Genomic DNA, 24,655 nt, shown 5'->3' with positions numbered 1-24,655 from the left:
CGGCGTCGTGCGAATCACCCTGCCGGCGCGGCTGATTCCGCTCACCGGCGGCTACCGCGCGGTCCTGCCCGGCCCAGTCAAGTCGCTGCTGGAGGCGTTACGGCCCGACGCCCTGGAGGTATCCGACCGGCTCACGCTGCGATCCCTGGGCCGGTGGGGCCGCAACCACGGCGCCACCACCGTCATGATCTCTCACGAGCGACTGGATCGCCTTGTGGGGCAGATACTTCCGCGCCGTGCCGCGGTCAAGTTCGCCGACCTGGCCAACGCGCGCACCGCCGCCGACTACGACACCGTGGTGTGCACCACCGGTTTTGCGCGTGAGGAATTCGACCGCATCGGCGCGACGAACACCGTGACCGTCCCGCTGGGCGTGGACCTGCAGACCTTCCACCCGCGCCGGCACTCGTACCTGGTACGGCGGCGCTGGGCCGCGCCGGGCCAGCTGCTGCTGGTCCATTGCGGCCGGCTGTCGGTGGAAAAGCGCGTCGACCGCAGCATCGACGCGATCGGCGAGCTGTGCCACGCCGGGGTCGACGCCCGGCTCGTTGTCGTGGGCGAGGGTCCGCTGCGGGCCAGGCTGGAGCGGCAGGCCGCCCGGCTGCCGGTGGACTTCACCGGTTTCGTCTCCGATCGCCACACGGTGGCCGGGCTGCTGGCCTCGGCCGACGTGACGCTGGCGCCCGGGCCGCACGAGACGTTCGGGCTGGCCGCGCTGGAGTCGCTGGCCTGCGGCACACCGGCGGTCGTCTCGCGGACCTCGGCGTTGACCGAGATCATCACCCCGGACAGCGGCGCTTCGGCGGACAATCACCCGGCCGCGATCGCGCGGGCGGTCGGTGCGGTCACCAGCCGCCCCGAGCACCACCGCCGCGTGTCGGCGCGCCGCCGCGCAGAGGACTTCACGTGGCACCGTGCGGCGACGGGCATGCTGGCGTCGTTAGGGGCGCCGGCGCTGCCCGATCAGCGTGGCGATTCCGAACACACCGCATAACCCTTACGGGCCCCAGATCAGCAGGTCTTCCATCCCGTTGTTCATCGTCACCGTGGTCGGCGCCGAGCCCGTGACGTCGAAGTGGATTTTGCCGGTCGCTTGCGCACCGTCAGGAATGGTTGCCCCGCTGATGTTCGTCGGGCTCGCGACCCACCACAGCACCCGATAGGCGGCAGAATTCGGGGCGACGGCGTTGAATTGCGAAATCGCCGGCGTAACGGTGCCGCGAACCGACCTGACGGTAGCCGTCGCTTCCCATAGCTTGCCGGTCGGCGTGTAGCCGGGAGTTACGTCGCTGCTGGGCTGGAGGTTGCTGACCGTCCACGCAAGGACGACCTGGCCGACGCTGTCGGTCATCGTCAGTTCGCTACCGAGTTTGCCGACGACGGGATAGGTGGCCGATGCGTTTGGCGCGTTGCTCACACCGATGGCGGTCATTACGACGGCCGCGACCGAAATGATCATCGTGGGGATCTTCACTGGTATTCCTCCTCGTTTGAGCGGCAAAAAGATTTGCCGCCAATCGACTCCGAAACATTAACCGTGTCTCCCGCCATCCCCATTCGCTAGGGCCATTCGACCCATTAGTTCGGGGACCTACGCCAATCAAATGGTCCGGCATTCGCCGCGCACCGCGGAAATGGGAAATGGTCGCGAACTCAGAACCGGTAGACAACCACTACGGTGCCGACGAGCCGGGAGATGCGCGCGCTGGGAGCCGCCAGGCGCGCCGTCGCGCGCAGCATGGGTGGAAGCTGCGTAATCTCGGGGGCCCGGGTGAGGAAAATTTCGTCGACCAGTTTGATCCCGCCGACCCATCGCTCCGGTTGACGAGGGTCATTGAAACCGGGGTTGACCACGCCGTCCGCGATGACAGCCATTCCCGGAGCATGCTTAACCGCCCAAATGGCGTTGCGGGTATAGAGGTTGAATGCCAGCTGTCCGCCCGGGAAGTGCTGAACGAGTCGATCCAGCAGGGAAACGAAGCCGTCCTCGGTGAGAAAGGCGACGAGACCGTCGGCGACGATGACGGCCGGCCGCGAGCCGGGGATGTCGTTGAGCCAGCCCGGGTCGGTCAGGTCTGCGCCCACGCTGTGGGCCTGGGCGTGTTGCGGAACAACGCGCGAGCGCAGGGCGATGACTTCGGGGAAGTCGATGTCGTACCACGAGACGCCAGGCGGGGGGCCAACGCGAAAAATCCGACTGTCCAGGCCGGCGCCGAGATCCAGAACCACGGCGTCCGGATTGTCGAGTGTGAAGCGGCGCACCAGATCGTCAAGCACCTTGGCCCGCACCGCGATGTCGAAGACCCGGGATCGCGGGTCGAGGAACTTGGCTGTCAGCACGGGAAACCGGGCGAGGTCGTAGCCCACTTCCGTCAGGACCTCGTCGGCCATGGTGTCGCCCAGAAAGGGCTGCGGCAAGCGGCTGTCGAGGGCCCTGCCCCCGAGGGTGAGAAACAGGCTCTCTTGCGCGGGCGTGAGTGCCGGAATCTGCATGGTCATGGGGTGGCCTCCGACCAGTTGCGTGGCAGCGCGGGCACCAGCGCTTCGACCTGCGCTCGCGTAAGCGTGGTGACGCTACCGTCCGGTAGTCCGAGGATGCGATCGGTCGCGAGCCCGTGCAGCTTGAAACGTTTTGCCATGCTATCGATCTCGCGTTCACGGGCGACCTCGTCAGGCGCCTGCAACACCTTGAGGATCGCGGAGTTGGTGCGCGCGGCGAGCCCGTAGATCATGTCGGCGACGCCTTCGGGGTCGAAGGTGCCGAAGACACCGTCGGCGACCCCATCGTTGATCAGGCGGGTCAGTAATGGCAGGGCCAGCACCTCTTCGACCGCCACTATTCGTCCGTAGAGGTGGGCGTTGTCCGGGCGCAGCAACGACGCCATTGCGGCCAGATGCTCCGGCGCACCCATCTCCATCTTGACGTCAAACCCGGCCCGTAGTGCCGCGTTCAGCCGGGCCAGCGCGTCACCACCACAGGCGGCGACGGCGGCCTCGACACCGGCAAACGCGTCCCGCGCGCTGCGCTCGGCCAATGCGGCGATCAACGCGTCCTTCGACGGAAACCAATGGTAGAAGGCGCCTTTGGAGATCCCAGTGTCTGCGATCAGATCGTTGAGGCTAACGTTGTCATAACCATCACGCAGAAAGAGCGCTGTCGCCCGGTCAAGCAGCTCCCCGCGCCGGACGTCGGGATGCTTAACTACCCGCGGCACGCTCTGGCTTCCATCCGACGTACGTCAGGTAGAGCCCGGCGGAGGCGAGGCAGATGAACAACACCCATATCGCCACGGTCGCACCCGAGCGGTAAATGGCGTTGCCGGCCGCGTCATAAGCCCTTGGCACGGTCAATAGCAACAGTCCACGTATCGAGAAAAACCAGCCCACGGCGGACACGATGACCGCCGCAAGGCCGCGCCAATACTGATGGAAGGCGATGATGAAGATGCCGCCCATCAACAGAATGGCCCCATAGAGCCAGGGCCACATGGGATTTGCCTTGAACTCCGTGAACAGTTCCTGCATGTACGAGCCCCGGACCGCGACCGTGGTGGGCACGATCGTGAGGTACGGGCCCAACACACGGGCGAACATGCGGGTACGAGTCTGCGGTTGCTCGGATGTGGTCATCGCGCCTCCTCCATAGCTCTCACGGGAGCATAACCGACCGTCGGTCGGTATAACAGACCGCTGGTCTATAAATTGATCAGTTGACGCTTTTGCCGAGCAGGGCGGCATTTCGGGCGGCAGCTAGTCTCGGTGCAGACGATCAGGGAGGCGAATCGGTGACAGCCCGGGACCAGGTGTTGATCAGCGTCACGCAGCTCGCTGCACTCATGGAGGCCGGCGATCCGGTCACCATCCTCGACGTCCGGTGGCGGCTCGACGAGCCGGACGGGCGGCCGGTTTACCTGCAGGGCCACCTACCCGGCGCGGTGTACGCCTCGCTCGAGGAGGAACTCAGCGATCACACGGTTTCTGGACGCGGCCGCCATCCGCTGCCGTCGGGACGCAGTCTGCAGGCCGCCGCGCGCCGATGGGGAGTCCGACAGGATTCGCCGGTGGTGGTGTACGACGACTGGAATCGCGCCGGTTCGGCGCGCGCCTGGTGGGTATTGACGACGGCCGGGCTGGCGGACGTCCGCATCCTGGACGGCGGCCTGGCCGCCTGGCGATCGGCCGGGCTGCGCCTGGAAACCGGCGAGGTGACACCGCAACCCGGGAATGTGACTGTGCCGCACGATGATCTGTATGCCGGTCACCTGCCGACCCTCACCGCCGACGAGGCCGGCGCCGGCACTATGCCGCTCCTCGATGCGCGGGCGCCCGAACGCTTTCGCGGTGACGTCGAACCGCTCGACCCCGCCGCCGGTCACATCCCCGGCGCCCAGAATTTGCCCAGCACGGCCGTCCTGGCCGCCGACGGCACGTTCGTCGGCGACGACGCGCTTACCCGACTGTTGGGCGAGCGCGGGGTCGATGGGGACGGTCCGCTGGGTGCCTATTGCGGCTCGGGCGTCACCGCCAGCGTCGCGGTCGCCGCGCTCGCGGCGGCGGGCCGGAAGGCGGCGCTGTTTCCCGGGTCGTGGTCCGAGTGGTGTTCGGACCCGGGCCGGGCGGTCGCGCGCGGCCCCGAGTAGCGATCAGACCCAGCTCTCGAGGAAGGCCGCGGTTACCCGGGCCGCGTTGGCCGCCGCGATCCGCTTGTAGCAGAAGAACTGGAACGGGAAGCCGGGCAAGTGAAGTGGATCGCCCGGTCCGTCGGTGATGCCCCGGATGCCCAGGAACGGAACCCCGTGCGCGTCGGCCACCGCCTGCGCGGCCGCGGTCTCCATGTCCGTCGCCTCGAAGGCCGGGTCCGCCGTCGAAACGATGCGCAGGTTGCTGATCAGGGCGCTCCTCAGCCAGCGGACCCCCGCCTGCCGAAAGTTGCCGGTGTACCGCAAGGACCGGTCGGGCGCGCTGCGGGGCTGGCAGCCGAATACCTCGCCCCCGTTGGGGATGCACGGAAACGCCACGCCGTTGTTGTTGTCCCAACTGCAACCGTCGCCGCCGACGACGACGTGCGGCCTGCGCCGCAGATCGATCCGGCGGGTCGCGCCGTCGAGTGCCACGGAGAGCTTCTCGGCCGTCGCCAGCATGCCGGGGTCGACCGGACGAAACGTCCCGCCGTGGTCCAGGGTCCAGCGCGCCGGCACGGCGACATCCGCGATCCTGGTGCGGCCCGCCCCGCCGGCGACGCCCGAAAACACCACCGCACCAATCGCATTGGGGGCGCCGGGCGGGAAGCGAGCGAAGGTGACGGCGGTGGTGTCGCCCGCGTTCACCAGGCCGATGCCCGTCATCGCCACGACCACCCTCTTGCCGGCGATCGAACCGAGGTAGAAGTGCCGGCGGTCGGCGACCACCACCGGATCACGATCGAGCGTGGTGTGGGACAACACCGCGTCGGCCTCGGCCGGGAAGGCGGACAGCACCAGCACGCGCGTCCCGCCGGAATCCGCGTCAGCTCCCACCGGCCCAGTAAACGCCCGCCGGGGCGCGCTTCGGTGCACCTTTGCTGATTCCGGCCCTGCACGGGTGGGCCAGCGGCTAGTCTCAGCGGCGTTGCAGCCAACCAGGGGCGCGGCCGACGGAGGAGTCACGCTCATGCTCGAAGTGATCGAACGACAGCCGAGCGGCGAATCCCGCAAGCCACCGGTGTTGTTCGTGCACGGCGCCTGGCATGGCGCCTGGTGCTGGGACGAGCACTTTCTGGACTTCTTCGCCGACAAGGGCCACCGGGCGCTGGCGGTGAGCCTTCGGGGTCACGGCAACAGCCCGGCGGCCAGGTCGATGCGGTTCTGCTCGATCACGGACTTCGTCGCCGACGTCGCCGCGGTTGCCGACTGCTTGCCCGAACGGCCGGTGGTCGTAGGCCACTCCATGGGCGGTTTCGTGGTGCAGAAGTACCTGGAATCACACGAGGCCGCCGCGGCCGTGCTGCTCGCCTCAGTGCCCCCCAGCGGGATCCTGGGATTCCTGGCGCGCAGGCTCAAGCGTCACCCGTGGTACACCGCCAGCGGCCTGGCCATGACCAGGTCGTTGCGTGGCGTCGGCGCCACACCGGAATTGGCCCGCGAAACCTTCTTCTCGCGGGCACACTCCGAAGCCGACGTGGCGCGCTACGCCGCGGCACTCGACGAAGAGTTCGCGCTGAGGCTCGCGATCGACATGCTGTGGCTCAAGCTTCCCAGGCCGCATCTGGTTACCACGCCGCTGCTGGTGCTCGGAGCCGAGGACGACGTCTGTTTCACCGCGGACGAAGTTCTGGCCACCGCGGCCGCCTACGACACTCGGGCCGAGTTCTTCCCTAAGATGAGCCACGACATGATGCTGGACCCCGGATGGCCTGCCGTCGCCGAACGAATCCACGCGTGGCTCGAAACATGCGCGCCCGCAAGTTGACTGCGCCATGACGGGCCGCCTCGACGGCAAGGTCGCGATCATCACCGGGGCGAGTACCGGCCTGGGACCCGTGCTGGGTTCGCGGTTCGTCGGTGAAGGCGCCAGGGTGTTGCTGGCCGCGCGCCGCGAAGAACTTGTTCGCGCAGCCGCCGACGCGGCCGGTCCCGGTGCGATCGCGATGCGCGCGGACGTCACCGACGAGCACGACGTCGCAGCCATGGTGGCGCGCGCCGTCGACGAATTCGGCCACGTCGACATCTTGTGCAACAACGCGGCCGCGCCCGGTGAAGACCGCTGGATCTGGGAACAGACCCTGGACAACTGGAACGCCACGATCGCCATCGACGTCACCGCGGCGATGCTGTGCACCCGGGAAGTGCTCAACCAGTCGATGTTGGCCCGCCGTCGCGGCGTCATCCTCAACTTCTCCTCCACGGCGGGCTATTTCGGCATCGTCCGCAAGAGCCACTACGTCACCGCGAAGGCGTCACTTCGTGCGTTCACCAAGACCGTGGCTCTGGAGGTCGGCCCATACGGCATCCGGTGCAACTGCATCGTGCCCGGCTCGATCGACACCGAGCTGTGGCGCCGATGGGTGCAACGCACCGCCGACGAACGCGGCATCGACTTCGCCACCCAACGCGCCAATGCCATCAAAGGCGTTGCCTTGCAGGATATCTCCACACCAGACGACGTCGCCAACCTGGCGCTGTTCCTGGCGAGCGACGAAAGCCGCACCATCACCGGGCAATCGATCCCCGTCGACGCCGGAGGGTACATGCAGGGATGAGCGCCCCCCGACTCTCGGTGGCCACCCCCGTGGTGACGATGTTCCCCAAAGCCAGTGGGGATTGGGAGAAGACCGCGTCCATCGAGGACCTGACGCGGGTCGCCGTAGCCGCGGATCGACTCGGCTACCACCACCTGACCTGCAGCGAACACATCGCCCTGCCCGCGGCCGAAAGGCACCGCCGCGGCACCCGCTACTGGGATCCGCTGGCCACCTTCGGCTACCTGGCCGCCCACACCGAGCGAATCCGGTTGGCCACCAACGTGCTGGTGCTCGGATACCACCATCCGCTCGAGATCGCCAAGCGCTACGGCACGCTGGACAAGGTCAGCGGCGGCAGGCTCATCCTCGGCGTCGGCGTCGGCAGCCTCAAGGAGGAATTCGACCTCCTCGGAGCGCCGTTCGACGACCGCGGACCGCGAGGAGACGACGCGCTCAGGGCGCTGCGCGCCTCGCTGTCCGTGCCCGAACCCGAATACCGCGGCGAGTTCTATTCGTTCGGCGGCATGGTCGTCGATCCGTGCGCCGTGCAGGAGCGGGTCCCTTTCTGGGTCGGCGGCCGGACCCCGCGATCGCTGCGCCGCGCCGCGACCCTGGCCGACGGCTGGGCACCCTTCAGTGTGAGCCTGCGTGACGCACGAGACTGGTTGAACCGCTTCGATCTTCGGCCCGGGTTCGAGGTGGTCTTGCCACCCCCGGCACCGCTGGACCCGATCGACGAGCCGGAGCAAACCCGCGATGCCATCGGCCGGGCCGCCGCACACGGAGCCACCATCGTGCCCGCCGTCTTCCGCCACACATCGCTGCAGCACTACCTGGAACAGCTGCAGGCGCTCGCCGAGCTGCAGCCCCCCGGGGGCGCCGCGTGATACGCGTCAGGGCGGGCATATTCAGCCTCACCGCCGCCGCGCCGGCCGACGACGACGGCAGTTACCTGCGCTGGCACCTGCTGGATCACATGCCCGAGCAGTACCAGCTGCCGGGCATTGTCCACGGGCTGCGCTGGATCGCCGACGGCGACTATCCCGCGCACCGCCTGGCGGCCCACGGTGACCTGGGTGAGATCGGCAACGCGGTGCACTACCTCGTCGGCGACCCCGTCGAGGAAACCTTCGACGACTTCGTCACACTGGGTCGCGCGCTGCGCGAGAACGGCCGGTTCCCCGTCGTCCGGCCCTCCTTACAGGTGGCCGGCCTGCGCCTGCTGCAGTGGCAATCCTCGCCGCGCGCACTCGTTTCCGCCGAGGTGGTGCCGTTTCGGCCGCACCGCGGCGTCGTGCTCATCGTCGAGGAACCCGTCGCCGGGCGCCGCCCGGACGAGTGGCTGCAATGGCTGCACGCCGAGCACCACCCGGCGCTGCTCGCCGCGCCGGGCACCGCCGGCGCGTGGACCTTCGGGTCCAGCGCGGGCTGGAGCCACCTGCCGCGGGGATGGCGCACCGACCACCAGTACATCACCGTCATCTACCTCGACGAAGACCCGCTGACCACCACCGACGCCTTGGCCCCCGTCATCGAACAGCGGTGGCGGTCATCGGCCGTACGGCCGCTGTTTGCCGGGCCGCTACGCAGCATGGTCAGTTGGGAAGCCTGGCGGTAAACCCTGCGGTTGACTGGTCGCCAGAGAAATGAGACCTTCCCGAAACGAAGGGGATCTATAGTCCTCGCTGGCAAAGGAGGTGAGATGAAGATTCCGTACATCTTCGTGGTGGCCGGGCTCGTGCTGACCGCCGGCCTGGCCGGCTGCTCCGGTAAAGGAAGTCAACCGGCGTCGGCCCCGAGTTCGAGTCCGGATCCCGTGAGCACCACGGTCATGATCGACGGGAACAAGCACACGATGACCGCGGGGGTGGACTGCACCAGTTCGGCGGCCCAACCGGACGCGTCACCCCCGGAGTCCGGGGACCTCACCACCCACATCAGCGTGCACGACGATACGGCCTCGGTCTCGCTGGCCCTTTCGGACGAGAAACCGCCCATGGTGGACGGATTCGCGATCTCGCTCACGCTGGGCACCGGCCAGTATCAACTGCCGTACCAGGCGACCAAGTCGGCAACCCAGGTCCAAGCGACCAAGCAGGGCAAGAGCTACACGGTGACCGGGACGGGGCAGGCGACCACGCCCGGCCAAAACGGCACGCGCCCGGTGACTTTCGGGGTCCACATCACCTGCCCGTGAACGCGGCGTCCATGCGGCCGGCTTGCGGTAACGGCATGGTTGTCTATCGCCCTTAGCTCTGCGATGCTGGCAGCTTGGACATCTTCGCGGAGTGGCAAACCGGCGGTACGGAACTACGGTGGCGGTCGACGACCGCCGCCAACGATGCACAGGAAGTCGCGGTCTTCAGTCGCCGCTGCGGAATGCCGGGCGCCCCCGCCTTGGTGCTCGTGCACGGCTTTCCGACGTCGAGCATCGATTATTTCGCCCTGGCCAATGAATTGGGCTCGGAGTTCGACATCTACGCGCTGGACTTTCCGGGGTACGGCCTGTCGGACAAACCGGCTGAACCCTATGTGTATTCGCTCTACGACGACGCGCGGCTGCTGGTCTACGCGATCACCCAGGTGTGGACTCTGACCGAATTCCGCATGCTCACCCACGATCGCGGGAGCAGCGTCGGCATGATCGCGCTGGAGATGCTGGCGGCGCTGGATCCGCCCGTCGCGCCGGTCGACCTGGTCGTGACCAACGCCAACATCTACCTGCCGCTGTCCAACCTCACCGCGTTCCAGACCGCACTGCTCGACCCCGACACCGGGCGGCCCACCGCCGCGGCGACCACGCCGGAGATGCTTGCCGCCGGCCTGGGCGCCAGCACCTTCATGCCGCGACGCACACTCGACGACCCCGAGATCGCCGCGCTGGCGAAGTGTTTCGCCCACAACGACGGGATCCGCGTGTTGCCGGACACCATCCAGTACCTCCACGAGCGCGCCGCCGACGAAACGGGTTGGCTGGAAGCGCTTTCCACCAGCCCGGTCAACACCACGGTGGTGTGGGGATTGCACGACAGCGTCGCGCCGCTGCGCGTCCCCAACCACGTGTGGCAGACGTATCTGAAGACCAAGCCCGGCCGCAACCGCTACTGGGTGGTGCCCGGCGCCGACCACTACCTGCAGTGTGACGCCCCCGCGCAACTGGCCCAGATCGTTCGGCTGACGGCCCAGGGTGGGGACATAGCGCTGCAGACGCTGGGCAACCAGCCCGACGGCGCGGTGTTGGTGGACCAAACAGCCGGCTAGCGCGGCCTCTCTTGGTCGAGCGTGAAGCTAACTTCACACTCGGCGGAACGACGCCCACTCACCCCGTCACGACGGGCAGGCGCGCCCACGCGCGCACGCTCGCGGTGTGCGCTCGTTGCACGTTGGCATAGTCGCCCCCAATAACATTTGCGCCCAACGTCGAGTTGTTGGGCGAAAATAGCCGACTTCCCCGTAACAACTCCACGTTGGGCGGGTGCGTCAGCAGTCACCCGAGCGCCTGAGGAAGCACGAGTTCGCCCACGCGCTTGAGATACGGCCACGCGACGTCCGGTGGCAGCCCGCCACACAGCGGTGACAGGTTGAGCACCTGGCCGGCGCGGACCCGCGAAACCGCCTCGGGCACAGAGATAATCACGTGTGATTTCCCGGTCGCGCGCAGCTCGTCGACGGTGTTCACGTGCGAGAAGCCGGCCGTGGTCTCGTCGCCGGGGTTCCAGGCGGCATAGGTGCGGACGTCGTGCAGCAGATGGTCGCCGATCTCTTTCCAGGCCTGATCCACGTCGTCGGCGACGAACACGACCGAGGGCGTGTCGCGGTCGGGAAAGAAGGTCGGCCCGGGCTCGTGGCCGTGCTCGCGACAGGCGGCTTCGTAGGCCTCCTGAATACCCGGAGCATTCGCGTTGCCCAGCATGCCCAGGCCGTACCTGCCCGCCCGGCGGGCCGCCGCCAATGTTCCGCCGCCCCACATCAATCCCGGACCGCCGGCGGTCAGCGGGCGTGGTGTCACGGTGATCCGCCGACCGTCTTCGACGACGGTTTCACCGGCAAGCAGCCGCTGCAACAGCGCGAGTCTCTCGTCGCAGAGGCGGCCACGGGTCTTGATCGGAACGCCGAAATGCTCGAACTCCTCGGGCCGATAGCCCAGCGCGAGGATGTACGACGCCCGCCCCTTGCTGATGATGTCGAGCACCGCCATGTCCTCGGCGAGGCGCACGGTTTCGTAGAACGGGAGAATCAGGATCAGGCTGAGGGCCAGACGCTGCGTGCGTGCCGCCACGGCCGACGCCAACAAGAACGGGGAGGGTAGGTAGCCGTCCTCGGAACCGTGGTGTTCGCAGAAGACGGCGGCCAGGCCGCCGTGATCCTCGGCCCATGCCGACATTTCGGGCGCCGCGGCGTACAGATCGGTTGGAGACGCGGCCCACTCGGGGTCGCGCATGTCGAAGCGCAGTGTGTACACGGCAAACTCCTAGGTGGCCAAACTCTGTGGGGCACGTTACACGTTCGGCCGAAGACGTAAAGCGGCAGAGTCGTCGGGACTAGGATCTCCCGTCGACGATTCCAAAGCACGCGTTCGCCACCTGGTCTGCCCTACAATCTGGCCGAGTGACGTTTAACCCGCTCGAGGAACTCACCCTCCCCCAATTGCGGCTGCGCACCAGCATGAAGTGGCGCGCGTACGCGGACGACGTGTTGCCGCTCTGGGTTGCCGAGATGGACGTCAACCTGGCGCCGACGGTGGCCGCGGCCCTGCGCCGGGCCATCGACATCGGTGACACCGGATACCCTTGCGGCACTGCATTTGCCGAAGCGGTGAGTGAGTTCGCCTCGCGGCGTTGGCAATGGCACGACCTGGAGGTCGGCCGCACCGCGATCGTCCCCGACGTCATGCTCGGCGCCGTGGAGCTGTTGCGTCTGGTCACCGACCGCGGTGACGCCGTCGTCGTCAACCCGCCCGTGTACGCGCCGTTCTACGCGTTCATCTCGCACGACGGCCGCCGCGTGATCGAGGCCCCACTGGACGCCGACGGACGAATCGATTTGAGCAACTTGGAGGGCGCGTTCGCGCGTGCCGGCACTTCGGGCGGCAAGGTCGCGTACTTGCTGTGCAACCCGCACAACCCGACCGGCTCGGTGCACACCAGCGAGGAATTGCGCCAGGTCGCCGAGCTCGCCCACCGGTTCGCCGTCCGGGTGGTCTCCGACGAGATCCATGCACCCGTCGTCCTGTCCGGGTCGCGGTTCACCCCGTACCTGACCGTCCCCGGTGCGGAGAACGCCTTCGCCCTGACGTCCGCCTCCAAGGCGTGGAACCTGTCCGGCCTGAAGGCGGCTCTGGCCATCGCGGGCCCGGAGGCGGCCGCGGATCTGCGCCGGATGCCGGAGGAGGTCAGTCACGGGCCGAGCCACCTGGGCGTCATCGCGCACGCCGAAGCCTTCCGGACCGGCGGCGAATGGCTTGACGAGCTGCTGCGCGGCCTCGACCGGAACCGCCGGCTGCTCGGCGATCTGGTCGCCGAACACCTGCCGAGTGTGAAATATCAATGGCCGCAAGGGACTTACCTCGCGTGGCTCGACTGCCGGGAGCTCGGGTTCGTCGAGGACGCCCCCGCCGACGGCCCTGCGGTGGTCGCCGACCTGTCCGGGCCCGCCCGGTGGTTCCGCGACCACGCCCGGGTGGCGCTCAGTTCCGGCCACGTTTTCGGAACCGGCGGGGCGGGGCACGTCCGGCTGAACTTCGCGACCTCGGCGGCCATTCTCACCGAGGCCGTGTCCCGGATGGGCCGGGCGCTCGCCGACAGGGGTTAGGCGGGGATCTCCTCGGCCCCGCGACCCAGGTTGCGGAACCCCTCGGCGGGCTCCTTGAACCCGAGCACGAAGGGCAACGAGCTCAATTCCAGCTTCATCGTCGCCCCGAACCGGCGAAAGAAGCTGGACTGGACCGGAGCGAGGGAAACCTGCGCCGTCGCAAGGTCGATGTAGTGCGTCGACGTCTCCCCGATGTCGTCGAACACGTGCATCAGCGGTTTGCACTGCGAGCGCACGGATTCGTCCAGGCACGCGGCGACGGGATCGGTCATCAACACGTATTCGACCACGGGCACCAGGTTTTTCAGCATGCGATGCACCAGGATCACGTCGAAGCCCGCGAGTTCCACGTGGCGCTTCACCCGTTGCTCGGCCACCTCACCCTGGTGGACGACGAACTTCAACGACAGGTTGTCCAGCTGCGCGCAACACGCGCACTCGCAGGCCAGATCCTTCTTGAAGCGCTCGCGCCGCGCGATGAACGCCTCCCGCATCCGGGACAGCCGGTCACACACCAGCACTTTGGCGTCGCCGTCGGGCGCCCAGAAGAAGGCGGCGTCGCCCTCCAGCTTGGCCAGCTTCATGCCTCTGCCGGCGTCGATCACCGACTCCAGCAGCCCTGCCACCGTCAACTGGGCGTGCGCCAGGTGGGTGCGGTTCCACTGCATGTAGTGGGTGTAGCCGCTGATGTCGGCAATGAGCAGGACCGCACGCCGAATCGCCATGAACAAGCCAGTTTAATGTCCTGTCAACGCCGGGCCCAATGAAATCTCCCAATCTCCCACTAGACGAACTGGCGTCGCCGCGAGAGGCTAACTCAAGGCGCCCACCCACCGGAGGAGCTGAATATGCATGTGCTACGAACCCCGGATTCCCGATTCGAAAACCTGGAAGGGTATCCGTTCGTAGCGAACTACCTCGACGTGGCGGCGAGCGACACGCAGCCGCTGCGCATGCACTTCCTCGACGAGGGCCCGGCGGATGGGCCGCCGATCGTGCTGCTGCACGGCGAGCCCACCTGGAGCTACCTGTACCGGACGATGATCCAGCCCCTCGCCGACGCCGGGAACCGCGTGCTCGCGCCCGACCTGATCGGCTTTGGTCGCTCCGACAAGCCCGGCCGGATCGGCGATTACACCTATCAGCGGCACGTCGAATGGGTGACCTCCTGGTTCGAGCGGCTCAACCTCAAGGACGCGACGTTGTTCGTGCAGGACTGGGGATCGCTGATCGGGCTGCGCATCGCCGCCGAGCAGGGTGACCGCATCGCGCGACTGGTGGTCGCGAATGGTTTCCTGCCCACCGCGCAGCGGCCCACCCCGCCCGCCTTCTACGCCTGGCGGGCGTTCGCACGCTACTCCCCCGTATTGCCCGCCGGCCGCATCGTCTCGGTTGGGACCGTGCGGCGGGTTCCGGCCCGGGTGCGGGCCGGGTACGACGCACCGTTCCCCGACAAGTCGTATCAAGCCGGGGCCCGGGCCTTCCCTCAGTTGGTGCCGACCTCACCGGACGATCCCGCGATCCCCGCCAACAGAGCCGCATGGAAAGTCCTGGGGCAGTGGGAGAAACCCTGCCTTGCCATCTTCGGCGCCCGCGACCCCATCCTCGGGCGGGCCGACCGTCCCCTGATCCAGCACATCCCCGGCGCCGCGGGCCAACCGCACGCCCGCATCAACGCCGGTCACTTCATCCAGGAAGACTCCGGACCCGAACTGGCCGAACGCATTCTGTCCTGGCAGCAGGCCCTGCGCTGACCGCGCATCAGGGCTCCACTCCGGTAGCGCCCTCCCGCCTCGCCAATCCCGGCTTTTAGCAACGGCTCCCGGTAGAACGCCGGCATCGCGTGGTGGTGGGTGTCGATCCGCGACATCGCTGCGCTCCGCTAGGCCGTCGGACACTGGGCCGGCACGATCGTAGGTCCCCGCCGACGGCTCGTCCGCCGGGCTCCGCGTCGGGCGGCCGGTGTCGAATGGAACGATCAGCGCATGGACGGTGCGTTGATGGGTCTCATGGGGATGGTGGTGGGCGCGTCGGCCGCGGGGGCGGCGGGCGTCGCGAGGTCGGTCTCCGACACCGTGCTGCCCAGGATGATGGGCAGTGCCGACCACAAGCACCAGATGATCTTGCAGTTGCACGGGCAACGCTGCGAGACGATTCAGCGATGGCGGGCCGGCTTGGCCGACGCCCGGGATGCCTACCGGCAATGGGCTTGCGGACCCAGGGACGGCGATCCGCCCAATGTCGTGGGCGACGAGTGGTTCGAGGGGTTACGGCCACACCTGCCTGCCACCGGTGAAACGGCGAAGTACCGCACCGGACACGAAATCCACTGCGATAACCCGACCCTCACGCTGCTCTCGCTCGAGATCGGGCGGATCGAGAAGGAGTGGACCGAGGAGGCCAAGGGGCGCAGGCGCCGGCTGTGAACGCGGCTGGACCCACGGTTGCGGCGGCACTCGGGGATCGGGCTGTTACGCGGCAATCGCCCCGTGGCGTATCAGGTCGGCGAACTCGTCTGGGGATTCGAGCGGTGCGAAGTGGCCGGCGCCATCGACGGTGGTCAGCTGAACGTCCGTGAAGAACTCGTGGAGGCGATCCGACCACACGGGGGGAAACAGCGGATCGCGTATTGGCCAAAGCACGGACGCGGGCGTACTGATGCGTTGGTCCCGCCGCGGTGGCCGTTCGCCCGGTGCGGTCGCCACCGTTCCGGAACCCGCCCGATACCAGGCAATCGAGGCGCGGAAAGCGCCGGGCGGCGAATAGGCGGCGACGAGATGCTCCAAGTCGGCATCCGCGAGCCCGAACGTCGGGCCGGACCATGCCCCCCAGAAGTGAGACAGGTACCTGCGGACGGCGCGGGGATTTCCGTCGATCAGCTCGTGCGCCAGTGACAGCTGGTGAAACGCTTGGTACCAGAACTGCTCTTGGGCGTCCGGATCGAGCACGCGGGTTCCGACGCCGGGCAGCGGAGGCGACAGGACCAGGTGCTTGACGAGCCCCGGCCGATCCGTGGCCAGGGTTTGAGCTATGCGGCTTCCGATGTCGTAGCCGGCGACGACAGGTCGCCGCAAGCCGAGTTCATCGATCAGGCCGACGATGCTGGACGCCTGGGCCGCGGCGCCGTATCCGTGGGCTGGGTCGACGGGCTGCTTGTCCGACCGCCCGAACCCGCGCAAGTCAGGAACCACAACGTCGAAATCCTTGTCCAGCAGGGGTACAACGTGGCGGTAATCCGTGTGGTCGCCGGGCCATCCGTGCAGCAGTATCACCGATTGTCCGCCGGTCCCGTGACGTTGGTAGGCCAGCCGAAAGCCATCGCACGGAGAACTCGTCAGCATTCCTCAAACGTAGTCGCGTGCCCTGCCGAGAAAATGAGGCCGCACGTCGGGATTTGGGCGTGCTCGGCGCAACTAGCCGACGTTCGGCCCCGACGTGACCGCGAGCACCGCCTCGGCCAGCTCAGGCCGGCAGACCACCAGATCGGGCAACTTCGGGTCCGACTGGTTGTAAACCAGGGGGGACCCGTCAATGCGCGACGTATGCAGCCCGGCGGCGCGGGCCACGGCCACCGGGGCGGCCGAGTCCCACTCGAACTGGCCGCCGGCGTGCACGTAGACGTCGGACAATCCCTGGACCAGCGACGCGACCTTGGCTCCGGCGGAGCCCATCTCCACCAGCACGCCGTCCAGCGCGTCGCGGACGGTCAGGGCGATGGCGGGCGGCCGGGTGCGTGACACCACGATGCGCGGCTTGCCCGGGGCCGCGGGTGGCGAATCGACCTCGGGGGTGGCCAGGGTGATGCCCTGCGCCGGCAGCGCCACCGCACCGGCAACCAACTCGCCCGCCTCCCACAGCGCGACGTGCACCGCCCAGTCGTCGCGCCCGAGTTCGGAGAATTCCCGCGTGCCGTCCAGGGGATCCACGATCCACACGCGTTCCGAGCGCAGCCGAACCGGGTTGTCGGCCCCCTCCTCGGACAGCACCGCGTCGTCGGGCCGCTCGTCGGCGAGAGCCGCCATCAAGAAATCGTGGGATCGCTTGTCGCCCGCGGCTTTCCGCTCGCTTGCGTCGGCGTCGGCGAACTCTTCGCGCACCGTGAGCAGGAGCCGCCCGGCCTCGGTCGCCAACCGCGCCGCCAGTTCGTGGTCATCCGTCAGTCGCAGGGCCATCACAATCCTTAAGTTGGTAGCGTTGACCAACTTTACCCTGCCTAGGGGAAGGCTGACGGGCACCACCCCGGGCGGAACGGTTCGGTCGTAATCTGTTGAACGTGAGCGGGGGCAACGTTCCTTTGTTGAGCCGACTGGGACGCGTTCCACGGGGGCGCCTGATCCTGATCGGCATCGTCTCGGCGCTCGCGTTGGGCGGCCTACTCGCCTTTGTCGGGTTCAAGGTGCCCCAGGGCAGTCAAGCCGCGGCCCCGGCCACATCGCTGCCGCCACCGCCGCAGAGCTTCGCCATCCCTGGTTGCTACAACCTGTCCGCTCCGCCGGTCGAGCGCCCGAAGCGGCTCAACGTGCTGGGCTGCGCGAGCGTCGCCGTTGCGCTGCAAGGCATGTCGTGGAGCGCGTGGGGGCCGCAGGGCGCCGACGGGACCGGCACGGCCGTCTTCAAGGTCTGCGACCCGAATTGTGCGGCGGGCTATCAGCTGACGGAGCCGGTTGTCGTACACGCGTGGAATCCGCAACCGCCACGGCGCGAAGCCATCTGCCAGGCCGGCCTGAACATCTTCGCCGACATGATCCTGGCCTTCCCCAAAGACGTCCCCCCACCAAACGTGCAGAAGATGAACGCCCAGTACAACGGACAGCCGGCCGTCCACTTCGCCAACTACTCGAGCGGCGATACGCGCGGCACCCAGTTCATCGGCTACACGTTCTGCAACTAGGCAGACCCCATCCTCGCGATCGCCGCGCCCGATGGCGGCGACCCGCCTCGCCCGGCTTCGCCGCGCTCGCGATCGCCGCGCCCAATGGCGGCGACCCGCCTCGCCCGGCTTCGCCGCGCTCGCGATCGCCGCTAGACCTCGATGACGACGGCACCGCCCTGGCCGCCGCCCGCGCACATGGCCGCGACGCCGATGCCGCCGCCCCTGCGGGCCAGCTCATAGGCCAGCGTGGTCACCATGCGCGCGCCCGACGCCGCGATGGGGTGGCCGAGGCTGCACCCGCTACCGGAGAAGTTCACCTTCTCCTCGTCGAGGCCGTACTCGCGGCACGCGGCGATCGGTACCGAGGCGAACGCCTCATTGATCTCCCACAGCGCCACGTCGCCGACCGACAGGCCGGCCCGCTGCAGCACCTTGCCGATGACCTTGACAGCCCCCAGCCCGGTGTCCCTGGGGGCGACACCCGCGGCGGCCCACGCCCGCACCGTGCCCATCACGTTGAGGTTCTCCGCGGTGGCGTACTCGCGATCGACGAGGGCGACCGCCGCGGCGGCGTCGTTGGTGCCACTGCTGTTGCCCGCGGTGATCGAGAACCCCTCGATCTCGGGGTGCAGCACCTTGAGTGCGGCCAGCTTCTCGACGGTGGTGTCCCGGCGGGGATGCTCGTCGACGGAGAAGTCGATCACCGAACCGTCGAGCTGGGTGACCTTCAGCGGGACGATCTCGTCGACGAACTTGCCCGCATCCATGGCAGCGATGGCGCGCTGATGCGAGCGCGCGGCCCAAGCGTCCATTTCCTCGCGGGTGATGCCGACCGCCTGCGCCGTATTCCAGCCGACGGTGATCGACATGTCCCGGGTGGGCGCATCGGGCGTCTCCACATGTGTCGGCGGCATCCACTGCTCCTGGAACTTCAGCTCAGGACCGGGAATTCGCCAGTTGGTCAGCGGCGTCATCGACAATGACTGCACGCCGCCGGCGATGAGGACGCGTTCCATCCCGGAGCCGATCTGGGCCGCGGCGTTTCCGATGGCGGTCAGGCTGCCCGCGCAGTGCCGGTTCACCGATTGGCCGGGAATGTCCTCCATGCCGGTCGCGGTCGCCGCATAACGCGCCAAATCTCCACCCCCGTAATGGGATTCGGCGAAGATGATGTCGTCGATCGCGGATGGGTCGACGCCGGACCTGCGCACCACCTCCGGAAGCACCGTGGTGATCAGCGTCTCGGGGGGTGTGTTGACGAGGGTGCCCTTGAAGGAACGGCCGATCGCCGTCCGAACCGCTCCGACAATGACGGGTGTGGCCATGTGCTCAACCTCGAAGTGTCTGGCTGCGGTCGGCAGCAACGGGTGGATGGAATCGTATTCAATACCGTATGAGCAATAGTAACGGGCTAGGTTGCGGACCCCGCGGTCTGTGACGGCGCTAACAATCAAGCAACCGCCGGCGGCCTAAACTTGCACCATGCCACTTGGGCGCGACTACACGGGCCAGAGCTGTGCGCTCGCCCGTGCGCTGACGATCCTCGGCGAGCGCTGGACGCTGCTGATCGTCCGCGATGCCTTCCACGGGTTGACCCGCTACGACGAATTCCTTCGCAGCCTCGGGCTGGCGACAAATGTGTTAAGCGCTCGGCTGCAGAAGCTGGTCGATCACGGCGTGCTGGAGCGCAGCGGGTCGCGCGGCTCGTACCACCTGACCCCAAAGGGCCGCGACCTGTTCCCGGTGGTGTTGACGCTGATGGCCTGGGCCGACCGACACGAACCGGGTCCGGACGGCCCCGAGGTCCTGATCCTCCACACCGGCTGCGATCACGAGGCCGGTGGCGCGCTGCGATGCGAGCACTGCGACGAACCCATCGGGCTGCGCGACCTGCGCGTCGTGCCCGCGCCCGGTGCCGTCGGAGCGGATGGCGAGCCGACCACCCTGACACCGCCTCAACTGGCTGCGTGGGAAGGCCGTCCGGCGCGACATTGAGTCGCGCCATTGCCGACCCACTTGCACCATGCAAGTATGCTCTCATGTCGATCAGTGCCGATCTTGGCCAGGAGCGTCGCGTCGTCATCCCGCAAGGCGCGATTAACTACCGCGACCGCGGCGATGGCCCGCCGATCGTGTTCGTGCATGGCGTCGGCGTCAACGGCGATCTGTGGCGAAACATCGTGCCGCGCTTGGCCCGCAGCCATCGATGCATCACGCCAGACCTGCCGTGGGGCTCGCATTCGCTGCCGCTGAAAGCCGATGCAGATCTGTCGCTGCCCGGCATGGCCCGGATCACCGCGGACTTCATCGCCGCCTTGGGCCTCGACGACGTCACGATCGTCGCCAACGACACGGGTGGCGCCGTCGCGCAGGCGCTGGTGGGACGCCACCCTGAACGGATCGCCCGCCTGGTGCTCACCTCGTGCGACGCGTTCGAGAAGTTCCCGCCGACGCCACAGAAGTACCTGGAGGTGATGGCACGCTCGCGGCTACTCACCTGGATCGTCGCCTACACGGCGCAGTTCAAGGCGATCCAGCGCCTGCCCACTGCCTACGGGTTTGTGACCTCACGGCCCATGCCCCCAGACATCATGCGCTCCTTCACCGACCCCGTGCGCCTCAACCCGGGAGTCAGGCGCGACTTCCGGCGCATGCTACGAGCGGTCGACACGAAATACACGTTCGAGGCCGCGGACCGGCTCACCGGCTTCGACAAACCCGCGCTCGTGCTCTGGGCCGACAACGACAAGATCTTTCCCCGCGACCACGGACGGCGGCTGGCAAAGCTATTGCCGCAAGGCCAATTTGAACTAATCGCCGGCAGCCGCACCTTCATCCCCGAAGAGCAGCCCGATCGCCTTGTCACCGCGATCGAGGGCTTCCTTGGCGCACACCCGACGAGAGCGGAGTGACCGATGGTCCACACGCCCCCGGTTGGCTCGCTGGAATGGGAAAGACGGGGCGGCCCGCCGCTGTCGGTGCCCCAGCGCCTGGCTCTGCTCGCCGGCACCGGCGCGGTGCTACTCGGTGACGCCGCTCCCCGACTGCGCTGGGCGCTCCGCCGCTTTCCTATTGCCGCACCCGAGGTTCCCCGAAAAATCGGCCTGGCGCAGTGGGCACCGCCGCGCACGGACGCAGTCCGCGCGGCCGAGGAGCGCCTGCGCGCCGTCGCCAGCCCGCAGATCGTCAACCACAGTTACCGCACCTATTACTTCACGGCCATCCGCTACGAGTTGAGCGGCCACCCCGACCCAATCGACCGCGAAGCGCTTTGTGTCGCAGCGCTACTCCACGACGTCGGGCTCTTCGACCCCGGTCGGCGAGGGTGCTTCACCGTCGCCGGCGCCAGACAGGCTCGCGAGATCGCGGCGGCCGCCGGGTGGACGGGCTCACGTCAGGACAGCGTGGCCCTGGCCATCACGACCAACCTCAACCCGTTCGTCCCGGCGCACCGATACGGAGCGATAGCTCACTGGCTCCGTGTGGGCGGATTGGTCGACGTCCTGGCCCAGCAATGGGCGCTGCACCCCGACAACCTCGACGAGATCCTCAACCGCTACTCCCGAGACGGATTCGCCGAAGACACCGCCCGACTCGTCAAGCAGGAAGCACGCCGAAACCCCGGCTGTCGATTCGCGTGCTTTGGACCGATCTTTCCCACGGCGGTCCGCTGGAGCACATTCACCACGGCACAAGACACAATAGGTCGATGACCACCCCCCTCGCTGGATCCGACGCGACCCAGAACACGGCCTACCGCATCGCGGCAATGCTCGTGGGCGTCGGCACCCTGCACTTCCTGGCGCCCAAGCCGTTCGACGACATCGTCCCCGCCGAGCTGCCCGGCGACGCGCGGCTCTACACCTACGCATCGGGAGTCGCCGAGATAGTCATCGGCGCGCTCCTGGTGCCACCGCGCACCCGACGGCAGGCCGCACTGGCGGCCGCCGCACTCTTCGTCGGCGTGTTCCCGGCCAACGTCAACATGTGCCGGTTGTGGTGGGGCAAGCCCTGGCCGCTGCGCATCGCCGCGCTGGCCCGGCTGCCGCTGCAAATCCCGATGATCACCACCGCGCTCAAAATCAGACGCAACAGCTGACGCCCCGGGGTGGTCACCCACGGCGCATCCGTCCCTGCCGGCGGCAAGACTCGTGGTGGATTTGTGACTGATGCGGCGCAGGGGCTGAATGCAAATCAGTTGTGCCGCACGGCCACGGCGTCGACTGAGCGCCCGAGAAAAGCCATGAGTCGAGCCGTCGGTGTCGCATCATCCGGCGCGGCCTGGGCCGGTCCGAAGCCGCCCGGTCGCCGCAACATAGGCTCCGGCAGCGACTCCACCAAACCGCGGCACAGCCCGAGCAGGTCCGCGGGCAGCTCGATCAGCCGCCCTTGCGAGCGGTGGATGTCCCAGGCGTGCATGGCCAGGTCCGAAACCGGAAAAGTCAGCGCCCGGCGCAAAGGGACCTGGCCTTCCGGCGATTTCCGCATCCCGTCGAGGTGGGCACCCGGCAGTGCGTCGTCCAGCCGCGTTGCCAGTCCGCGAAGCCGCGCGGCCGGGTCATCGCAAACCCAGTCCGACGGTTCAGAGGGACGATCCCAGATTTCGCCGTCCTCGACGAGCGTCACCACCTTCGCTGCGCTGCCGGTCACGTGACCCACCAGATCGCGCAGGCTCCAGCCCTCGAGGTTGGACGGGCGGTCCCAGTTCTCCGGCGGAATCCGGTCCACGGCGTCGATGAGCAGGCCGATCGCCTCGGTCGCCAGCACACCGATGTCACTCATCAGCCGCGCTCCCCTGCTGCAACCGCCGGATTGACTTGCGCGCTTTCGCCTTCGGCCGTGCGATGGAGCCAGACGAACTTGTTCTGTCCTGCGGCGCCTGCCAGGAATGGCCGCACGAGCAAGGGATAAGCCTCCATCGCCGCTGCCCGCGGGATTAGCTCGGGGTTTTCCAGCGCATACTGTGCGCCGTTCCAGGTGAGCCTGCAGGTGCGGGCGGCCAGCACGTTGTCCAGCCAGTCAACGTGGGGGTACGCCGCCGCGAGCACGAAACCGTCACCGAGCGGATAGGCGCTGAGCGGCGTCACATAGGTTCGGCCACTTCGCCGCCCGACGTGCTCCAGCGCGCTGAGGTTGAAGTAGAGCATTCCCAGTCGGGTCCCGGCGATCTTGCGCAGGTAAGGATTTCCCCGCTTGGTGAGCTGCCGCGTCCAGTCGCTGATGCGTCGTACCCGCATCAGCGTTCCCCAACCGAGCAAGAGCAGATACAACGCCGCCAGAATGCCGGCGACGGCGGCGGGTGGCCATACCAGCACACGCAACAACCGTCGGTTTGTCATGGTGGCGACCTCCACTGTCTGCTTTCTGCGCGCAACGTGACCCGAGATTCCGCCAGATGCCACCCAACCGTCTAGGGTCGCAAGTCCTTGGATCGGTTGGCAAGGTGAGACGTGCGTTGGGCTGATGGGACAGGAGATCTCGGTGGGCAGAGCAGACATCGCGGCGGCCCTTGCGGTCGCGGCCGCCCTGACGGTGGGCATCGGAGACGTCATCCAGCAGCGATCCGCCCAACAGGTCACCGACGAACCGGTGGGCACCCTCGCCCTGTTTCGCCGGCTGCTGCGCGACCGTCAGTGGTGGACCGGCAGCCTGGTAGCCGGCGCCGGGTTCGGGTTTCAGGCCGCCGCGCTGGGCTTCGGCTCGGTGGTGCTCGTGCAAGCGCTGTTGGTGACGTCGTTGCTGTTCGCGTTGCTCATCAGTGCCCGGGTGAACCACCGCAGAATTACTGCCTGGCAAGCGCTTTGGGCGGTGTTGCTCGCGGCCGCGGTGGCGATCGTGGTGACGGTCGGCGACCCCCAGGAGGGGACCCCCCGCGGGTCGGTGCACATATGGACGATCGTGGCGCTGGTGATGGGTCCGGCGCTCATCCTGTGCGTGATCGGCGCGCGCATGTTCCCGGGCGCGGTCGCGGCGCTGTTGCTTGGGCTGATGTCCGGCTCGCTGTGGGGACTGTTCTCGGTCTTGACCAAAGGCGTGGTCGACCAGCTCGACCACGGCATCCCCGCCCTGCTCCGCACACCCGAGTTGTACGTGTGGGTGGTGGTGGCGATCGCGGCCACCGCCTGGGAGCAGTCGGCGTTTCGGGCGGGTCCGCTCACCGCGTCGCTGCCCGCGGTGACCGTCGCCGAGCCCGTCGTCGGATCGGTGCTCGGTGTCACCGTGCTGGGCGAGACGCTCCGGACCAACGATGTCGGCCTGGTGGCGCTGGGCGTCTCGGTCGCGGTCATGGCCGCCGCGACGGTGGCGCTGGCCCACAGCCAGGCCGCCGCCCCGCCGGTCGGCGAAACGCCCGCGGTATCAACCTGATTGGATGCGCGAGCCGACGCGGTGCGCGGTGCCGTCCGGATCGACGTAGGCGAATTCGCGCAGACCATAGTCCGTGTCCTGCGGTGGGATCAGGCGGCCATCGAGGCCTTCCAGCGCCGCCCACTCCGCGTAGAGAGCGTCGGCGTCGCTGACGTAGAGATACACGCCGGCGGCCGTCCGCAGCGGGTCGTGCTCGTCCCATTCGGTGAGGTGGATCGACACCGGTCCGCGATCGGCGAACCCGTAACGCTCGGGGCCGTCGTATTTGCGTGCGTCGAACCCAAGTCGTCGATAGCGGTCGACCGCGGCATCGAGGTCTCGGACCGGCACGATCGGCGCCACCGAGGTGAAGTTCACTGCGGACACCCGGCGAACATATCGCTTGG

The 24,655-nt window shown here is 67.9% G+C and carries 30 protein-coding genes; 17 read left to right on the top strand and 13 right to left on the bottom strand.

What is annotated here, in order from left to right; genetic code table 11:
- Window positions 1-994 (top strand): glycosyltransferase (locus A5713_RS15740; protein WP_197516383.1); only part of this gene is annotated, 994 nt, incomplete at its 5' end.
- Between the two features lie 3 nt (window positions 995-997).
- Here A5713_RS15740 and A5713_RS15735 read toward each other — a convergent pair.
- The 4 genes from A5713_RS15735 to A5713_RS15720 all read right to left on the bottom strand — a co-directional run bounded on the left by A5713_RS15735 (window position 998) and on the right by A5713_RS15720 (window position 3,630).
- A complete protein-coding gene (locus tag A5713_RS15735; protein ID WP_068096816.1) occupies window positions 998-1,474 on the bottom strand; it encodes an MPT63 family protein in 477 nt (158 codons plus the stop codon).
- A 179-nt stretch (window positions 1,475-1,653) separates the two neighbouring features.
- Window positions 1,654-2,499: a class I SAM-dependent methyltransferase gene (locus A5713_RS15730; RefSeq protein WP_068096813.1), complete on the bottom strand. Its 846-nt coding sequence runs from the start codon at window positions 2,497-2,499 to the stop codon at window positions 1,654-1,656.
- Window positions 2,496-3,215: a TetR/AcrR family transcriptional regulator gene (locus tag A5713_RS15725; protein ID WP_068096809.1), complete on the bottom strand. Its 720-nt coding sequence runs from the start codon at window positions 3,213-3,215 to the stop codon at window positions 2,496-2,498. The genes A5713_RS15730 and A5713_RS15725 overlap by 4 nt, the downstream gene beginning before the upstream one ends.
- Complete coding sequence (locus tag A5713_RS15720) at window positions 3,199-3,630, bottom strand: hypothetical protein (RefSeq protein ID WP_068096840.1); 432 nt, start codon at window positions 3,628-3,630, stop codon at window positions 3,199-3,201. Before A5713_RS15720 ends, A5713_RS15725 begins: the two co-directional genes overlap by 17 nt.
- Window positions 3,631-3,785: 155 nt before the next feature.
- On the opposite strand from A5713_RS15720, the gene A5713_RS15715 reads away from it, so the two are divergent.
- Window positions 3,786-4,640 (top strand): sulfurtransferase, encoded by an 855-nt coding sequence (locus tag A5713_RS15715; RefSeq protein ID WP_068096805.1) that lies wholly within the window; start codon window positions 3,786-3,788, stop codon window positions 4,638-4,640.
- Window positions 4,641-4,643: 3 nt separating this feature from the next.
- Here A5713_RS15715 and A5713_RS27695 read toward each other — a convergent pair whose 3' ends face one another.
- Window positions 4,644-5,516, bottom strand: a complete 873-nt coding sequence (locus tag A5713_RS27695) for a hypothetical protein (RefSeq protein ID WP_231980443.1) — start codon at window positions 5,514-5,516, stop codon at window positions 4,644-4,646.
- Between the two features lie 133 nt (window positions 5,517-5,649).
- On the opposite strand from A5713_RS27695, the gene A5713_RS15705 reads away from it, so the two are divergent.
- From A5713_RS15705 to A5713_RS15680, 6 genes are all read left to right on the top strand, one after another.
- Entirely contained in the window at window positions 5,650-6,447 is a 798-nt protein-coding gene (locus tag A5713_RS15705) for an alpha/beta hydrolase (RefSeq protein ID WP_068096802.1), read from the top strand.
- A gap of 7 nt (window positions 6,448-6,454) precedes the next feature.
- Window positions 6,455-7,237 carry an SDR family NAD(P)-dependent oxidoreductase gene (locus tag A5713_RS15700; protein WP_068096799.1) on the top strand — a complete coding sequence of 261 codons (783 nt, stop codon included), beginning with the start codon at window positions 6,455-6,457 and terminating at the stop codon, window positions 7,235-7,237.
- The gene (locus tag A5713_RS15695; protein WP_068096796.1) at window positions 7,234-8,106 is read left to right on the top strand and encodes an LLM class F420-dependent oxidoreductase; all 873 of its coding nucleotides are present in this window, start codon (window positions 7,234-7,236) and stop codon (window positions 8,104-8,106) included. The genes A5713_RS15700 and A5713_RS15695 overlap by 4 nt, the downstream gene beginning before the upstream one ends.
- Complete coding sequence (locus tag A5713_RS15690; RefSeq protein WP_068096834.1) at window positions 8,106-8,837, top strand: hypothetical protein; 732 nt, start codon at window positions 8,106-8,108, stop codon at window positions 8,835-8,837. Before A5713_RS15695 ends, A5713_RS15690 begins: the two co-directional genes overlap by 1 nt.
- 84 nt (window positions 8,838-8,921) lie before the next feature.
- The gene (locus tag A5713_RS15685) at window positions 8,922-9,416 is read left to right on the top strand and encodes a lipoprotein LpqH (RefSeq protein ID WP_068096793.1); all 495 of its coding nucleotides are present in this window, start codon (window positions 8,922-8,924) and stop codon (window positions 9,414-9,416) included.
- Between the two features lie 74 nt (window positions 9,417-9,490).
- Window positions 9,491-10,480, top strand: coding sequence for an alpha/beta fold hydrolase (locus A5713_RS15680; RefSeq protein ID WP_068096790.1), 990 nt, complete (start codon window positions 9,491-9,493; stop codon window positions 10,478-10,480).
- A 226-nt stretch (window positions 10,481-10,706) separates the two neighbouring features.
- Here A5713_RS15680 and A5713_RS15675 read toward each other — a convergent pair whose 3' ends face one another.
- Complete coding sequence (locus A5713_RS15675; protein ID WP_068096788.1) at window positions 10,707-11,681, bottom strand: LLM class flavin-dependent oxidoreductase; 975 nt, start codon at window positions 11,679-11,681, stop codon at window positions 10,707-10,709.
- A 203-nt stretch (window positions 11,682-11,884) separates the two neighbouring features.
- Between A5713_RS15675 and A5713_RS15670 the strand changes: the two genes are divergently transcribed.
- Window positions 11,885-13,030 (top strand): MalY/PatB family protein, encoded by a 1,146-nt coding sequence (locus tag A5713_RS15670; RefSeq protein ID WP_369804469.1) that lies wholly within the window; start codon window positions 11,885-11,887, stop codon window positions 13,028-13,030.
- Here A5713_RS15670 and A5713_RS15665 read toward each other — a convergent pair.
- A complete protein-coding gene (locus tag A5713_RS15665; RefSeq protein WP_068096831.1) occupies window positions 13,027-13,755 on the bottom strand; it encodes a DUF2652 domain-containing protein in 729 nt (242 codons plus the stop codon). The two genes, A5713_RS15670 and A5713_RS15665, sit on opposite strands and share 4 nt — an antisense overlap.
- Window positions 13,756-13,878: 123 nt before the next feature.
- Here A5713_RS15665 and A5713_RS15660 point away from each other — a divergent pair, with 123 nt between their 5' ends.
- Together A5713_RS15660 and A5713_RS15655 are read left to right on the top strand one after the other, a co-directional pair.
- The gene (locus A5713_RS15660; RefSeq protein WP_067917511.1) at window positions 13,879-14,784 is read left to right on the top strand and encodes a haloalkane dehalogenase; all 906 of its coding nucleotides are present in this window, start codon (window positions 13,879-13,881) and stop codon (window positions 14,782-14,784) included.
- A gap of 231 nt (window positions 14,785-15,015) precedes the next feature.
- Window positions 15,016-15,456 (top strand): hypothetical protein, encoded by a 441-nt coding sequence (locus tag A5713_RS15655; RefSeq protein WP_068096782.1) that lies wholly within the window; start codon window positions 15,016-15,018, stop codon window positions 15,454-15,456.
- A 45-nt stretch (window positions 15,457-15,501) separates the two neighbouring features.
- On the opposite strand, the gene A5713_RS15650 is transcribed toward A5713_RS15655, so the two are convergent.
- Together A5713_RS15650 and A5713_RS15645 are read right to left on the bottom strand one after the other, a co-directional pair.
- Window positions 15,502-16,371, bottom strand: coding sequence for an alpha/beta fold hydrolase (locus A5713_RS15650; RefSeq protein WP_068096778.1), 870 nt, complete (start codon window positions 16,369-16,371; stop codon window positions 15,502-15,504).
- A 72-nt stretch (window positions 16,372-16,443) separates the two neighbouring features.
- On the bottom strand, window positions 16,444-17,202 hold the full coding sequence (locus A5713_RS15645; RefSeq protein WP_068096777.1) for a 3'(2'),5'-bisphosphate nucleotidase CysQ: 759 nt from the start codon (window positions 17,200-17,202) through the stop codon (window positions 16,444-16,446).
- A 164-nt stretch (window positions 17,203-17,366) separates the two neighbouring features.
- Here A5713_RS15645 and A5713_RS15640 point away from each other — a divergent pair, with 164 nt between their 5' ends.
- The gene (locus A5713_RS15640) at window positions 17,367-17,921 is read left to right on the top strand and encodes a hypothetical protein (protein WP_369804468.1); all 555 of its coding nucleotides are present in this window, start codon (window positions 17,367-17,369) and stop codon (window positions 17,919-17,921) included.
- A gap of 131 nt (window positions 17,922-18,052) precedes the next feature.
- On the opposite strand, the gene A5713_RS15635 is transcribed toward A5713_RS15640, so the two are convergent.
- The gene (locus A5713_RS15635; RefSeq protein ID WP_068096825.1) at window positions 18,053-19,228 is read right to left on the bottom strand and encodes a thiolase family protein; all 1,176 of its coding nucleotides are present in this window, start codon (window positions 19,226-19,228) and stop codon (window positions 18,053-18,055) included.
- A 157-nt stretch (window positions 19,229-19,385) separates the two neighbouring features.
- Here A5713_RS15635 and A5713_RS15630 point away from each other — a divergent pair, with 157 nt between their 5' ends.
- From A5713_RS15630 to A5713_RS15615, 4 genes are read left to right on the top strand one after another with little or no spacing between them, the layout of a single operon-like run.
- Entirely contained in the window at window positions 19,386-19,898 is a 513-nt protein-coding gene (locus tag A5713_RS15630) for a helix-turn-helix domain-containing protein (RefSeq protein WP_067917504.1), read from the top strand.
- A gap of 44 nt (window positions 19,899-19,942) precedes the next feature.
- Window positions 19,943-20,815, top strand: a complete 873-nt coding sequence (locus A5713_RS15625) for an alpha/beta fold hydrolase (RefSeq protein WP_068096776.1) — start codon at window positions 19,943-19,945, stop codon at window positions 20,813-20,815.
- 3 nt (window positions 20,816-20,818) lie between these two features.
- Complete coding sequence (locus tag A5713_RS15620; protein WP_068096773.1) at window positions 20,819-21,616, top strand: HD domain-containing protein; 798 nt, start codon at window positions 20,819-20,821, stop codon at window positions 21,614-21,616.
- The gene (locus A5713_RS15615; protein WP_068096771.1) at window positions 21,613-22,002 is read left to right on the top strand and encodes a MauE/DoxX family redox-associated membrane protein; all 390 of its coding nucleotides are present in this window, start codon (window positions 21,613-21,615) and stop codon (window positions 22,000-22,002) included. Before A5713_RS15620 ends, A5713_RS15615 begins: the two co-directional genes overlap by 4 nt.
- 95 nt (window positions 22,003-22,097) lie before the next feature.
- Here A5713_RS15615 and A5713_RS15610 read toward each other — a convergent pair whose 3' ends face one another.
- Together A5713_RS15610 and A5713_RS15605 are read right to left on the bottom strand one after the other, a co-directional pair.
- Window positions 22,098-22,685 (bottom strand): TIGR03086 family metal-binding protein, encoded by a 588-nt coding sequence (locus A5713_RS15610; protein WP_068096769.1) that lies wholly within the window; start codon window positions 22,683-22,685, stop codon window positions 22,098-22,100.
- Complete coding sequence (locus A5713_RS15605; RefSeq protein WP_068096766.1) at window positions 22,685-23,257, bottom strand: hypothetical protein; 573 nt, start codon at window positions 23,255-23,257, stop codon at window positions 22,685-22,687. Before A5713_RS15605 ends, A5713_RS15610 begins: the two co-directional genes overlap by 1 nt.
- A 127-nt stretch (window positions 23,258-23,384) precedes the next feature.
- Here A5713_RS15605 and A5713_RS15600 point away from each other — a divergent pair, with 127 nt between their 5' ends.
- The gene (locus tag A5713_RS15600) at window positions 23,385-24,269 is read left to right on the top strand and encodes a DMT family transporter (RefSeq protein ID WP_068096822.1); all 885 of its coding nucleotides are present in this window, start codon (window positions 23,385-23,387) and stop codon (window positions 24,267-24,269) included.
- Here the strand turns inward: A5713_RS15600 and A5713_RS15595 are convergent.
- Complete coding sequence (locus A5713_RS15595; RefSeq protein ID WP_082972979.1) at window positions 24,261-24,626, bottom strand: VOC family protein; 366 nt, start codon at window positions 24,624-24,626, stop codon at window positions 24,261-24,263. The two genes, A5713_RS15600 and A5713_RS15595, sit on opposite strands and share 9 nt — an antisense overlap.
- Window positions 24,627-24,655 lie beyond the last annotated feature (29 nt).

The organism is Mycobacterium sp. E2497 (genome assembly GCF_001668695.1).
Taxonomy (GTDB): Bacteria; Actinomycetota; Actinomycetes; order Mycobacteriales; family Mycobacteriaceae; genus Mycobacterium.
This window is presented reverse-complemented; position numbering and strand designations above follow the sequence as displayed.

What these genes read in the sequence shown, in the direction of transcription:
- A5713_RS15730 (WP_068096813.1), bottom strand. Translation starts at nt 2,499, where the DNA reads ATGACCATGCAGATTCCGGCACTCACGCCCGCGCAAGAGAGCCTGTTT.
- A5713_RS15720 (WP_068096840.1), bottom strand. Translation starts at nt 3,630, where the DNA reads ATGACCACATCCGAGCAACCGCAGACTCGTACCCGCATGTTCGCCCGT.
- A5713_RS15705 (WP_068096802.1), top strand. Translation starts at nt 5,650, where the DNA reads ATGCTCGAAGTGATCGAACGACAGCCGAGCGGCGAATCCCGCAAGCCA.
- A5713_RS15700 (WP_068096799.1), top strand. Translation starts at nt 6,455, where the DNA reads ATGACGGGCCGCCTCGACGGCAAGGTCGCGATCATCACCGGGGCGAGT.
- A5713_RS15695 (WP_068096796.1), top strand. Translation starts at nt 7,234, where the DNA reads ATGAGCGCCCCCCGACTCTCGGTGGCCACCCCCGTGGTGACGATGTTC.
- A5713_RS15685 (WP_068096793.1), top strand. Translation starts at nt 8,922, where the DNA reads ATGAAGATTCCGTACATCTTCGTGGTGGCCGGGCTCGTGCTGACCGCC.
- A5713_RS15670 (WP_369804469.1), top strand. Translation starts at nt 11,885, where the DNA reads ATGAAGTGGCGCGCGTACGCGGACGACGTGTTGCCGCTCTGGGTTGCC.
- A5713_RS15665 (WP_068096831.1), bottom strand. Translation starts at nt 13,755, where the DNA reads ATGGCGATTCGGCGTGCGGTCCTGCTCATTGCCGACATCAGCGGCTAC.
- A5713_RS15660 (WP_067917511.1), top strand. Translation starts at nt 13,879, where the DNA reads ATGCATGTGCTACGAACCCCGGATTCCCGATTCGAAAACCTGGAAGGG.
- A5713_RS15655 (WP_068096782.1), top strand. Translation starts at nt 15,016, where the DNA reads ATGGACGGTGCGTTGATGGGTCTCATGGGGATGGTGGTGGGCGCGTCG.
- A5713_RS15650 (WP_068096778.1), bottom strand. Translation starts at nt 16,371, where the DNA reads ATGCTGACGAGTTCTCCGTGCGATGGCTTTCGGCTGGCCTACCAACGT.
- A5713_RS15645 (WP_068096777.1), bottom strand. Translation starts at nt 17,202, where the DNA reads ATGGCCCTGCGACTGACGGATGACCACGAACTGGCGGCGCGGTTGGCG.
- A5713_RS15635 (WP_068096825.1), bottom strand. Translation starts at nt 19,228, where the DNA reads ATGGCCACACCCGTCATTGTCGGAGCGGTTCGGACGGCGATCGGCCGT.
- A5713_RS15630 (WP_067917504.1), top strand. Translation starts at nt 19,386, where the DNA reads ATGCCACTTGGGCGCGACTACACGGGCCAGAGCTGTGCGCTCGCCCGT.
- A5713_RS15625 (WP_068096776.1), top strand. Translation starts at nt 19,943, where the DNA reads ATGTCGATCAGTGCCGATCTTGGCCAGGAGCGTCGCGTCGTCATCCCG.
- A5713_RS15620 (WP_068096773.1), top strand. Translation starts at nt 20,819, where the DNA reads ATGGTCCACACGCCCCCGGTTGGCTCGCTGGAATGGGAAAGACGGGGC.
- A5713_RS15615 (WP_068096771.1), top strand. Translation starts at nt 21,613, where the DNA reads ATGACCACCCCCCTCGCTGGATCCGACGCGACCCAGAACACGGCCTAC.
- A5713_RS15610 (WP_068096769.1), bottom strand. Translation starts at nt 22,685, where the DNA reads ATGAGTGACATCGGTGTGCTGGCGACCGAGGCGATCGGCCTGCTCATC.